Source organism: Neoactinobaculum massilliense (genome assembly GCF_900604955.1).
Classification (GTDB): domain Bacteria; phylum Actinomycetota; class Actinomycetes; order Actinomycetales; family Actinomycetaceae; genus Neoactinobaculum; species Neoactinobaculum massilliense.
In genome coordinates this window covers 1180118-1191898 of sequence record NZ_UWPE01000001.1, presented here as the reverse complement: position 1 = coordinate 1191898, position 11781 = coordinate 1180118, and the positions used below count along the sequence as shown (strand labels likewise).

Sequence of the window (11781 nt, the reverse complement as noted above, 5' to 3'; positions counted from 1 at the left end):
TCTGGAGGATTTATGCGCGTGGTATTCGCGGACTGCTCGGTGGACTATTCGGGGCGCCTGGACGCTCACTTGGAACGCGCCCACCGGCTCATCATGGTGAAGGCGGACGGTTCCGTGCTGGTGCATGCGGACGGTGGTTCCTACAAGCCGCTCAACTGGATGAGCCCGCCGGCCACCATGCGCGTGCGCGCGCCCGAAGGGGTCGACGCCGAGGCTGGGGTCACCGAGGTATGGGAGGTATCGGCTACTAAATCCGATGACCAGTTAGTCATACGCGTCTTCTCTATCAGCGCGGACTACACGGAAAACCTGGGCGAGGAACCGGGGCTCATCAAGGATGGTGTGGAGGCGGACCTGCAGAAGCTGCTGGCCGAGCAGGTAGAACGTCTGGGAGAGGGCGCCACGCTGGTGCGCCGCGAGTATCCCACCCCGATCGGCCCGGTGGATCTCATGGTTCGCGATGGGAACGGCGGGTACATTGCCGTGGAGATCAAGCGGCGCGGTGGGATCGACGGTGTTGAACAACTCACCCGCTATCTGGACCTGCTGGGGCGGGACGCCAGGTTGCAGCCACTGCACGGCGTGTTCGCGGCCCAGGAGATCAAGCCGCAGGCGCGCACGCTCGCCGAGGACCGGGGCATCGAGTGTTTGGTGCTGGACTATGACGCCATGCGCGGTATGGATCATCCGGAAGATCGGCTGTTCTAGCGGGCCGGCTAGTGCGGTGAGCTGGCGGCAGCCGCGGCGGTGCGGCGTCGGTGGCGGGACCGGGAGCGGGTTACTACGCTGACCGTATGCGCCGTTCTCGTAAATACTCACGCCCCTTCCGCCCGCTTAATGTGCGTGCGGCTATGGGTGGGCGCACATTAACGCGGGGGCGGGACGGCACGGTATATAACGTGGTGCACCAGAAGGCCGCGGAGAAGGAGTATCGCTGCCCGGCATGCAACACCGTGATTCGCGTGGGTGAGGCCAACGTGGTGGTGTGGACAGAGGACACCATCTGGGGCACTCAAGCCGGCATTGATGGGCGGCGGCACTGGCATTCGGGGTGCTGGGCGCGGCGCCCACACTAGTGGGACGACGCCGAGGTGGGCGCTAAATAGCACGGGCCCGGGACCAACTGGTTCCGGGCCCGATCGGTGCGGATCAGAATAGTGCCGGGAGGCGACTAGGCTTCCGGTGTGTTTTCACCGTCCTGCGCCGAGGCGTTATGGCTACTGTCCACGCCGTCATTGCGCACCTGCTTGGCCGCTTCGCCGGCCTCGGTAATTTCCGTGAGCGCCAGAGACTTGTCGCTATTGGCAAGCAGGGAGCGGACATCCTCAATGTAGGCGGCAAGCGTATTGCGCTGTTCGGTGAGCGCATCCACTGAACGCTGCGCTGTTGCGGTAGCGGTGGCCGCATCCTCTTCGGCGTGCTGACGCAGGGCGGTGGCCTGTAAGCGAGCTTCCTCAAGGATGCGGGTGGCCTCCTGCTGCGCGTTCGTGAGCGTTTCGGAGGCCTCGGACTTTGAGGACTTCGTGAGTTCATTGGCGCGCTTGGTTACCTCGACCAGGTTGGCCTCCGCCTTAGCCAGACGCTCTTCGGCATCCTTGACGGCGGCATCGCTCTTTTCCTGGGCGGCAGTGGCGGCCTCTTCGCGCTCCTTGGCAGATGCGGCGCGCAGATCCGCCATTTCGCGTTCTGTTTCCGCGCGGAGTTGCTGCATGTCATCCTCGGTACGCGTGCGCAAATCCGTGGCTTCTTTCTCCGCCTGGGCGCGCTTGGTGGCTACCTCGTGATCCACCTGGGAACGAAGCGAACTGGCTTCATTCGCCGCCTGGGCGCTGAGGCGGCTGGCCTCCCGTTCGGCGGAGGAAACCAGTTCTTCGGCTGTGCGGCGGGATGTCTGCTCCAACTCCGCGGCCTCGTTGCGCGCCTTCGTGCGCGTCTGTTCGGCTTCGCTGCGGGCGGATTCCAGAGTGGAGGTTGCCTCCTGCCTAGAGGATCGCGTGAGTTCATCGGCGCGCTGTTGGGAACGTTCAAGCAGCGCCTTCGCGTCCGCATTTGCACGGTTCATGACGTCCATGGCCTGCTGCTCGGTAGAGCGGAGTAGCCGCTCCACGCGGGAGCCGAGCCCCGAGTAGGAGGGGCGCTCCTGTTCCTGTAACTGCGTGCGCGCCTCAGAGAGTTCGCCGGAGAGGCGCAGAATGCGAGCGTCGAGGTTCGCCACCTGCGCCCGGGTTTCGGCTAGTGCCTCATTGAGATTGTGTGTGTACTCATCCACCTGTGCCCGGTCGTAGCCGCGCCGGACAACGGAAAACAGCTCTTGATCCGCCATGAATCCTCCTCTAGTGCCTGCCAAATTCTACCGGTCGGCGCCGCCTTGGAACGTAATCCGAAGCCCGCACGTTTTACGTTCGTGTTCGACGTCGTTCGCCGCGAGTACTACGAAACCAGCGGTAGTAGTGACGCGGGGGTTAGCAAGACCACGTTCGCGGAAGGAGAGATGCGTCAGATCTGGTGAGGGACATCAAGAAACATGTGGGAGGGACGCACTACGGTTTAGGCTGAATAGGTTATCTCGCGAAGGCCGTGAACGGAGGGGTTATGCGCAAGGCGGCTGGTATCGGCCTCAGCGTGGTGGGGTTGGTGGTCCTCATCATTGGAATTCTGCTGGGCACCGTGTGGCGTCCATCCACTGAAATTTCTGGGGAAACTCGGCCCTCCGGGGACGGTTATGTCATCACCGCACCCGGGGTGATGAACCTCAGCGGAAAAACAGTTCATATTCGGGTGGCGGCGGATGGTGAGGAAGTACGCCTGGCAACAGGCTACGCGGATGATGTGGCCGCCTACACCAGCGGTTACGCCCACCAAACCATTCAGGGTGTGAGCGCCGTGGACAAGCTCAAGGTAAGCAGTGAGGCCGGCAAGGCACCCACGGGCAACGCGAACGCCTCGGACATGTGGTTGGTGACCAAGACGGATACCGGCCAGCTGGACGTGGACTACAACGTGACGCTGCCGGGGGAGGAAGCGCTCATTGCCTCCACCAAGTCCGGTGCGATGCCCACCGTGACGCTCACCTGGCAGCGGTCCACGGGCCCGTCGCTGGCCCTGCCGGTAAGCGTAGTTGGCATTGTGGTGCTACTGGTGGGCCTGCTGCTCCTTCTACTGGACGCACAGGCTGCGGCGGATTCAGCACGCACCATCTCGGCGGCACGGGCACGGCATCGGGCGCGCGTGGACGGTGCTGACGCCCAGACCACCGTCATGCCCAAGGTGGGGCAGAATACGGAGGCCGCCCCGAAGGACGAACCGGCTGAAGAAACAGAAGAGCGCGCTTACTCGGTTGAGGAAAATTCGGACCGGGCAAAACCTGCCGATGAAGCCGCGGACGGAGCGGATAGCACGGTAAGCCGAAACCGGGCAGTAGCCATGACCGCCGGCGGGCTCGGAGCAGAAATTCTCCCCGCCTCCTCACGCTCCGATGACTTCCGGCAGCGTCCGCTGGACCCCGCCGCGCGGTTGGTCATCAATGAGCAGGAAGCCGCATCTGGACAGGCCTCGGAACCGAACGCGGCGGATACCACGCCGGCGGATACGGACGGTCCCGCGGAGCAGGCGGATGTCACCGATTCCGCGGAGCGGGCAGCCATTGATGCGCCGATTAAGAAGAGCACGCACAGCTCTACCTGGTGGAAGCTGTGGGGAAAGAAGGGTGGAGAGAATGCGTAAAGGACTGATGCTACTGGCCGCTGCGGCACTCGCCCTGGCCGGCTGCTCCACATCGAAAGGTCTCCCGGAGCCTGCACCCGCAACAGCAACCGCGCGCCCCGCGCTCTCCGAGGAACAGCTCACCGCGGTGGTGAGCCGGATCAGTGCGGCCGTCACCGCCGCTGATAAGGCGCAGGACGCCACCATGATGGGGGGAAGGGCCACCTGTCCATTCCTGGCGCTGCGGCCAGCGCAGTACAACTACCACAAGGTGCTCGGCGACGCCTATACGGTCCCGGCCGTCACGGATTCGATTCAGGAGTCCGTGGTAAGTGACGCGGGGAGCTACCCGCGTGTGGGCATGGTGGTGAGCGGTTTTCAGAAGGATGCGAATCTACAGTCACTGAACTTCTACGTGCAGACGAATGCGCGCACCAACTGGGCGCTGTGGAGTTCTCTTGCGCTCATGCCCGGCGCCACGGTCCCGGCCGTTCCGGCGGGAGAGGGCGGCGCCACGGTGGTGGGGAAGGATGACGGCAATGGCATGGTGGCCTCGCCCGCGGCGGCTCTTGCCGGCTACGCCTCGCTCATGCAGTCCGGGGATACCAAGGGGCTGAAGTTTGGTGACAACGCCTCGAGTGGCTCGGATGATCCGCTGCGCACACAGGTGGTGGAGACGATTAATACGGCGCAGAAAGCAATGGATGGCGTAGGCAGCGTAACTCATTCCTTCACCGTGGGTGAGGATGGACCGCTGGCGCTCCGTACCGAGGATGGTGGTGCCATCATCGTCGGCGCCCTCAACTACTCCACCTCCATGAGCGTTTCTGATACCAGCCGCACGGTGACCGTGGGCGGCGAAATCGGCGCCATGGCGTCCAATAAGGCCGGTGGCACAGTAAATATTAAAGGCACGCTGACCACTAACTACGAGACACTGGTGGCCTTCCACGTGCCGGCGGCGGGAGCTAAGGACACCACGATCACCCTGGTGGCCGCCACCTCGCCCATTATCACCGGGGTGCAAAACCAGTAGCGCAGGCGAAAACCTGCGCGTTAATTCGGCTGGCGGCCGAACATTCTGGGTGGCTGCTTTGTGTGCGCAGAGAATAAGAGTCAAAGCGTGGAAGGAACATGATGAATAGTTTCAGCGGTGCGGTGGATCTTAGTTCGCTCGGTGGCGCAAAGCAGAAGCCGGGTACGGCAGGGGGATCCGGGGCCGGAAAGGCGCAGGATGGCATGATTGATGCGCCCTACCGGGTGGATCTCACCCGCGAAACCCTCCGCGAGATTGCTCAGCGCTCCACGCAGCTTCCCATCGTGGTTCTGTTCGTGGCCGGTGATACGGGCGAGGATTTGGCCGTCAAGCTGGAGGATCTGGCCGCCAAGAATGATGGCCGCTTCCAACTGGCCGTGGCGGATGGGCAGGCGGAGCCCGAACTGGCGCAGGCGTTCGGGGTGAGCGGGGTACCGGCAGCGGTCGCGCTCATTCAGGCACAGCCCGTGCCCATGTTCCAGGGCATCCCGGATCAGGCGCAATTGGAGTCCGTGGTGAACCAGGTGGTGACGGCTGGGGCACAGTACGGTCTCACCGGGCAGGTGAGCGGCGGAGGTGACCAGCCGGTGCCTACGGCGCCCGCCTATGAGTTGGCAGCGCGCGAGGCGCTGGGTGCGGGGGACCTGGAGCGTGCCGCGCAGATCTATGAGGAAGAGATCACCCAGAATCCTGGGAACGACGCCGCGAAGGCCGGCCTGGCGCGGGTTAACCTGGACCGTCGGGCGGGTCAAACGAACGCCGCAGAAGCGGTAAGTGCTGCCGACGCCGCCGGTCCCGCGGATGTGGACGCCGCGATTGCGGCCGCCGACGCCGAGGTTGCCGCACACCTGGCCCCGCACGCTTTTGACCGTCTTATCGCTACCGTTGCCGCTACGCACGACGACGATCGTGACCGCGCGCGTGAGCACCTGCTCGAATTGTTTGAGGCCGTGGGTACCACGGCGCCGGAGGTGATGGCCGCTCGGCGCAAGCTGGCCACCGTACTGTTCTAGGGGTTCCCAACTTTCCCACGGGCGGCACTTACCGGGTGAACCACACGGTGGTGTCCGGCGGTATGACAGCCGCTGCGGCGTCGAAGGGCACCGAGGAGGCGCGGCGCCGCCACCCCGCGGGGAAAGGCACCGGCTGTGCACATGCAGTAACGGTAAGCAGGTCGGGGTGTGAGTGATTGGCGGCAGAATTGATGTAGGCGAGGCCGCCCACCTCAGGGGATACATCCTTGAGTCCGCCTATGCCCAGGCCGAGTGCGCGCCGGCGCGCTAGTAGCCGGCGGAAAAAGTGGAGCCCCGAATCCGGATCCGCCTCCTCACGGGTCACCGTGAAGCGCTCCCAATCGGCGGGCTGCGGCAGCCATGTGTCACCCGTTGGCGAGAAGCCCAGGCCTGGCTTACCCGCCTCCCAGGGGAGGGGTACGCGGCAGCCGTCGCGGCCTAACTCGGCTCCGTTTGTGCGGAAAAATGCGGGATCCTGACGCACATCATCCGGCAGCATGGTGGCCTCGGGAAGGTCGCGTTCTTCGCCCTGATAGATGTAATAGCTGCCCGGTAGTGCGGCCGTGAGCATATGCCAGGCGCGGGCGCGGCGTCGGCCCTTCTCGGCGTCCGGCTGCGGATCACGCGGACCAATACCGTTCGGTCCCTTACCGGTCACCGTGAGGCCCAAACGCGAGGCGGCCCGCACCACATCATGATTCGAGAGCACCCAGGTGGTGGGGGCACCCCCGGCATCCATGGCCGACAATGATTCCTCCACCACGCGGCGCAACGCCTCCCGATCCCATGGGCAGGTAAGGTAGGCAAAATTGAAAGCCTGGTTCATCTCATCGTCGCGGACGTAACGGGCTAGGCGTTCTTCCGGCTGCACCCAGGCCTCGGCCACCAGCAACCGGTCGGGTCCGTATTCATCGAGTACGGAGCGCCACTCCCGGTAAATCTCATGGACGCCATCCTGGTCCCACATGGGTGGACGCTCCGGGGCGACAGGGTGGCTGGCGGTATGGTCCGGGTCCGTGCCGGCGTCGAGCATCTCCGTGCGCTCGGTCCAGTCGGGGAGCGCGGGATCCTTCACGAGACCGTGGGCCACGTCAATACGGAAGCCGTCCACTCCGCGATCCAACCAAAACCGTAGGATGGAGCGGAACTCGGCGTGCACCTCAGGGTTGTCCCAGTTGAGATCGGGTTGCGAGGAGTCGAAGAGATTCAGGTAGTACTGCCGGTCCGCAGCGGCGGGCGTGCCGGCCACCCACGGAATATCGGCCACGCGTGTCCACGCCGGCCCGCCGAATACCGAAGTCCAGTTGTTGGGCGGTTCCGTGCCACCGTTCTTCCCGTCCCGGAACATGTAGCGGTTACGCTCGGCGCTACCCGGGCCTGCCTTGATTGCCTCGCGAAACCATCGGTGGTCCCAGGAGGTGTGGTTCGGCACCAGATCGACGACGACGCGCAGGTCCAGTTCGTGCGCCCGGGCAATGAGTGCTTCCGCGTCTGCCAGCGTGCCGAAGCGCGGATCAACGGCGCGGTAATCGGCAACGTCGTACCCGGCGTCGTGCTGGGGCGAGCCATAGAACGGCGAAAGCCACACCGCGTCTACCCCGAGGTCACGCAGGTAGTCAAGGCGGCTCGTGATACCGGGGAGATCGCCCACCGGCCCCCGCGAGGAGGCGAAAGAACGCGGATAAATCTGATAGATGACGGCGTCACGCCACCACTGGTCGCGGGTGCACGGGGAATGGATGGATCGTCCTTGATCGGTCATGTTTCCCAGCCTATGGGCTTTTCGCCGCGGCCTGCCAGTGTAACCGGGTAGCCTACGGGAAACGACGTCGGCGTGGCGCGTCCGCTTGAGCCTGCCTACGAAAACGGGTGCAGGCGGCGTCGTACCTCCGTTTTGCCGCGACTCGCGGACTACTACCCCGGCACTACCGTGCAAAGTTCAAGGGACTTCCGCGTCTGGCGAGATGAAGGCTGGCCGTTATTATTTACTAGAGCTCGGCACATAGGCGTTCCGAGCGTTAGTCAGGGGAAGCGACATGCGTAAATCTATTGCTCTCGTTTTTGTAACCACGCTTGGGCTGGGCCTCGCGGCCTGCTCCTCGGGGACAGCAGGCAGCGCATCAAGTGCCGACACGACATCTGCTGGCGCCGGCGGCGGTGCCACGATTACCGTGTGGTCGGATTCAAACCGTGAAGCGGCGCTCAAGGATGCGGCCACCAAATTTGAGTCCGAGACCGGCAACAAAGTGAACATTGTGGTCAAGGAATTCAACGATATTCGTGCAGATTTCCTTTCCCAGGTCTCCAACGGCCAGGGCCCGGACATCACGGTGGGTGCCAATGACTGGCTCGGCGAATTTGCGGCGAATGGCGCTGTGGTGCCGATCGAGCTGGGCGATAAGGCCTCGGACTTCAACCCGGTGGCCACCTCCGCTTTCACCTACGACGGTCAGGTGTACGGCTTGCCGTACGCGATTGAGAATACGGCCATCATCCGGAACGCGGCGTTGGCGGATTCTACGCCGTCCACATGGGATGAGATGATCGCCAAGGGTAAGGCTGCGGGCACCAAGTATCCGTTCCTCATCCAGACCAGTGACCAGGGTGATCCCTACACCTACTACGCGCTGCAGACCTCGTTCGGCGCGCCCGTGTTCAATCAGAACGCTGATGGCAGTTACACCACGGAGCTTGGAATGGGCGGTGACGCCGGTACAAAGTTCGCCCAGTTCCTTGCGGACAATGGCAAGAATGGTACGGGCGTGCTGGATACAGCCATGACCTATGACATCGCGGTGGACGCGTTCTCCAAGGGAGAGTCTCCCTATATTCTGGGCGGCCCGTGGATGATCTCCGATTTCCAGAAAGCCGGCATTGACGTGGCCGTGGATCCGGTGCCGTCCGCCGGCGGTAAGGATGCCGCACCGTTCGTGGGTGTCCAGGGCTTCTACGTTTCCTCCGCCTCGAAGAACTCCATCGTGGCCTCTCAGTTCCTTGTGGACTACATGGCCACGGAAGAGGCCCAGACGGCCATCTATAAGGCGGGTAACCGTCTCCCGGCGCTAACAGCCGCGGCAGACAAGGCCAAGTCCGATCCCCTCACGGCCGGCTTTGCGAAGGCAGCGGAGAACGCCAAGCCGATGCCGTCCATCCCGGAGATGGGTTCCGTGTGGACGCCATGGGGAGTGGCTGAGGCGCAGATTATCGGCGGCGCGGATGCCTCCAGCACATGGACCAAGATGGTGGGGGATCTGACCACCACGATTAATAAGGGTGCCACCGGCTCCTCTAGCAAGTAATACAACCGGTGGCGCGGCAGCAGTGCTGCGCCACCGTAAGGAGCGTTATGAGCAGGCACACGAACACGCGCGCCGAAGTGCGCACCACGCCACGAATCCGGGACGCGCAATCAAAAAAACTGGTCCTTTGTCTTCATTTTCAAGCTGATTCTCATGGCACTGGTGGATGCGCTGGGCCTTTACATCCTCTCGCAGACTTTTAACGCACACTCGTGGGTTATTTTCGGGATCACCCTGGTGGTTCTGATCGTGGTGAACATTATTTACTTCACCCACTGGTCGATTCCTGCAAAATATCTCACGCCGGGGCTGGTCTTCCTGCTGATATTCCAAGTTTTCGTCATTTTGTATACGGGCTACATTGCGTTCACTAACTACGGCAATCAGCACATGCTGAGCAAGGAAGCCGCCACAAACGCTATCCTGCTCAATTCCTCTGAACGCGTGAAGGGATCACCTACCTACCCGCTCGTCGTCGTCCAAAAGGGTGCGGATCTGGGTTTCGCAATCAACAATGACGGCATCGTTCAGGCAGGCACTGCAACCTCGCCGCTCGAGGACGTCCCAGGCGCCACGATCTCCGGTACGTCCATTACGGACGTGCCCGGATACACGGTTCTTACCCAGCAGCAGATCATCGCCAACCAGCAGGCCATCCAGCAGCTCAAGGTACCAATCTCCCAGGATGCGAGCGAAGGAGCTATCGGTACGCAGACGGCCACCATGGGCTACGTGTTCAAGTCGACCGTCAGGTATGACGAGGCGCAGGACGCGATCATCGACAATAAAACGGGCGAAATTTACAAGGCGGATGAAAAGTCCGGTTCCTATGTGTCTGCATCCGGCGATTCACAGAAGATCGGCTGGCGCGTGAATGTGGGCTTCGATAACTTTAAGAAAGCCTTCGCTGATCCACGCTACGCCACCCCGTTCCTCCGTGTGCTCGCCTGGACATTCGCTTTTGCTTTCCTCAGTGTGGCCACCACGTTTCTGCTTGGTATGTTCCTGGCCATGGCGCTTAACCATGAGCGCGTACGCGGGCGGAAGATATATCGCACGCTACTGTTGTTACCGTATGCATTTCCGTCGTTTATGACGGCCTTCCTCTTCGCCGGCATGCTCAATCCGAAGTATGGCTTCATCAACCAGGTACTGTTCGGGGGAGCGGAGATACCGTGGCTCTCGGATCCGTGGTTGGCGCGCCTCTCCGTGATCGGCGTGAACCTGTGGATGGGCTTCCCGTACATGATGCTTATCTGCATTGGCGCGCTGCAATCCATCCCGGCGGACCTTAACGAGGCCGCAGAAATCGACGGTGCCTCCGGATTCCAGGCGTGGCGGTTCATTACGCTGCCCCAGTTACTTATCCAGGTAACACCGCTGCTCATCTCCTCCTTCGCCTTCAACTTCAACAATTTCAATCTGATCTACATGTTGACCAATGGCGGCCCGCAGTTCGACGACGCCTCTGTTCCGGTGGGCGCCACGGACATCATGATCTCGATGGTGTACCAGATTTCGGGTATGTCCGGCCGTGCTACCCGCGATTACGGGCTGGCCTCGGCCATGTCTCTGCTGATTTTCATCATTGTGGGGACCGTTTCGATGATTAGCTTCGCGCGCACGCAGAAGTCCCAGGAGGTGTCGGTGTAATGTCCGCAGCTACGTATTCCGGCTCCGCACAGATGAGTTCTGGCCGGCCCGATTCGGACCGGATTCCGGGCCGTGCGGCAGCCCGCTCCGGCACGAGTGTGGCCGCCCAAACCAGCTCGGTCCGCATCGGCTCCATCGGCGGGTCACAGCGCCGTGGGCTCTCCGAGAATCACGAGTCCGCCGGTAAATGGTGGCGTGTGGTCGGCTGGCGCCATGTGGTGGGAATCCTCGCCGTCATCTATGCGGCCTTCCCGATCCTCTACGTGCTCTCGGCCGCCCTGAATCCGAGCACGCGCACCACCCTGAACTCGGCGAACTCCATGTTTTCGGCGTTTTCGCTCTCGAATTTCCAGGCGCTCGGCCAGGACACCATGTTCTGGACCTGGTTTGGCAACACGCTGGAGATCGGTATTATCACCTCGATCGCTTCCACCCTCATGGCCACCACGGCCGCCTACGCGTTCTCGCGCTACCGTTTTGCCGGCCGCAAGGGAGGACTGCTCGCCCTTCTGGTGGTCCAGATGTTTCCGCAACTTCTTGCCTTTATCGCCATTTTCCTGCTGCTCAACCAGCTGGGTCAGGTGGTGCCGATTCTGGGCCTGGATTCGAAGCTGTCGCTCATCTGCGTGTATCTGGGTGGCGCTCTGGGCGCAAACACGTTTCTGCTCTACGGTACGTTTAATTCGATTCCGCGCGAGCTGGATGAGGCGGCCAAGATTGACGGCGCCACCCACGCTCAGGTGTTCTGGACCATCGTGATGCCGCTCGTGGTGCCCATGCTTGCCGTGGTGGCGTTGCTGAGCTTCATCGGCGCCTTCAATGATTACGTGATCGCCTCCACCGTCCTCACCTCGCAGGACAACTGGACGCTCGCCATCGGCATGCAGAACTGGGTGGGCGGCAACGAAAAACAGTGGGGCTGGTTCACGGCCGGCGCGGTAATTGCGGCCATCCCAATCCTCCTGCTGTTCCTGTTCCTGCAGCGCTATATTGTGGCCGGCCTGACCGGCGGTTCCGTGAAGGGATAGTTGTTTAGGTAGTACGACGCCGCAGCGGCCGGGGCTTTGCCCCGGCCGCT

10 protein-coding genes are annotated in these 11781 nt (G+C 62.5%); 8 read left to right on the top strand and 2 right to left on the bottom strand.

Features of this window, described 5'->3' with window-relative positions; all coding sequences use genetic code 11:
* Window positions 1-12 precede the first annotated feature (12 nt).
* Together nucS and EIH27_RS05100 are read left to right on the top strand one after the other, a co-directional pair.
* Window positions 13-708, top strand: a complete 696-nt coding sequence (gene nucS, locus EIH27_RS05105; RefSeq protein ID WP_124039839.1) for an endonuclease NucS — start codon at window positions 13-15, stop codon at window positions 706-708.
* Window positions 709-794: 86 nt separating this feature from the next.
* On the top strand, window positions 795-1076 hold the full coding sequence (locus EIH27_RS05100) for an ATP/GTP-binding protein (protein WP_124039838.1): 282 nt from the start codon (window positions 795-797) through the stop codon (window positions 1074-1076).
* Between the two features lie 95 nt (window positions 1077-1171).
* Here EIH27_RS05100 and EIH27_RS05095 read toward each other — a convergent pair whose 3' ends face one another.
* The gene (locus EIH27_RS05095; protein ID WP_206424885.1) at window positions 1172-2323 is read right to left on the bottom strand and encodes a coiled-coil domain-containing protein; all 1152 of its coding nucleotides are present in this window, start codon (window positions 2321-2323) and stop codon (window positions 1172-1174) included.
* Between the two features lie 269 nt (window positions 2324-2592).
* On the opposite strand from EIH27_RS05095, the gene EIH27_RS05090 reads away from it, so the two are divergent.
* The 3 genes from EIH27_RS05090 (at window position 2593) to EIH27_RS05080 (ending at window position 5751) form a co-directional block, all read left to right on the top strand.
* The gene (locus tag EIH27_RS05090; protein ID WP_124039837.1) at window positions 2593-3723 is read left to right on the top strand and encodes a hypothetical protein; all 1131 of its coding nucleotides are present in this window, start codon (window positions 2593-2595) and stop codon (window positions 3721-3723) included.
* Complete coding sequence (locus EIH27_RS05085) at window positions 3716-4738, top strand: DUF8094 domain-containing protein (protein WP_124039836.1); 1023 nt, start codon at window positions 3716-3718, stop codon at window positions 4736-4738. The genes EIH27_RS05090 and EIH27_RS05085 overlap by 8 nt, the downstream gene beginning before the upstream one ends.
* Before the next feature lie 98 nt (window positions 4739-4836).
* The gene (locus EIH27_RS05080; protein ID WP_124039835.1) at window positions 4837-5751 is read left to right on the top strand and encodes a tetratricopeptide repeat protein; all 915 of its coding nucleotides are present in this window, start codon (window positions 4837-4839) and stop codon (window positions 5749-5751) included.
* Window positions 5752-5779: 28 nt separating this feature from the next.
* Here the strand turns inward: EIH27_RS05080 and EIH27_RS05075 are convergent, their stop codons facing one another.
* A complete protein-coding gene (locus EIH27_RS05075; RefSeq protein ID WP_206424884.1) occupies window positions 5780-7513 on the bottom strand; it encodes a glycoside hydrolase family 13 protein in 1734 nt (577 codons plus the stop codon).
* Window positions 7514-7787: 274 nt separating this feature from the next.
* Between EIH27_RS05075 and EIH27_RS05070 the strand changes: the two genes are divergently transcribed.
* The 3 genes from EIH27_RS05070 (at window position 7788) to EIH27_RS05060 (ending at window position 11731) form a co-directional block, all read left to right on the top strand.
* Entirely contained in the window at window positions 7788-9050 is a 1263-nt protein-coding gene (locus EIH27_RS05070; protein WP_124039834.1) for a sugar ABC transporter substrate-binding protein, read from the top strand.
* A gap of 153 nt (window positions 9051-9203) precedes the next feature.
* Window positions 9204-10703 (top strand): ABC transporter permease subunit, encoded by a 1500-nt coding sequence (locus tag EIH27_RS05065; protein ID WP_124039833.1) that lies wholly within the window; start codon window positions 9204-9206, stop codon window positions 10701-10703.
* Window positions 10703-11731, top strand: a complete 1029-nt coding sequence (locus EIH27_RS05060; RefSeq protein WP_241152974.1) for a sugar ABC transporter permease — start codon at window positions 10703-10705, stop codon at window positions 11729-11731. The genes EIH27_RS05065 and EIH27_RS05060 overlap by 1 nt, the downstream gene beginning before the upstream one ends.
* Window positions 11732-11781 lie beyond the last annotated feature (50 nt).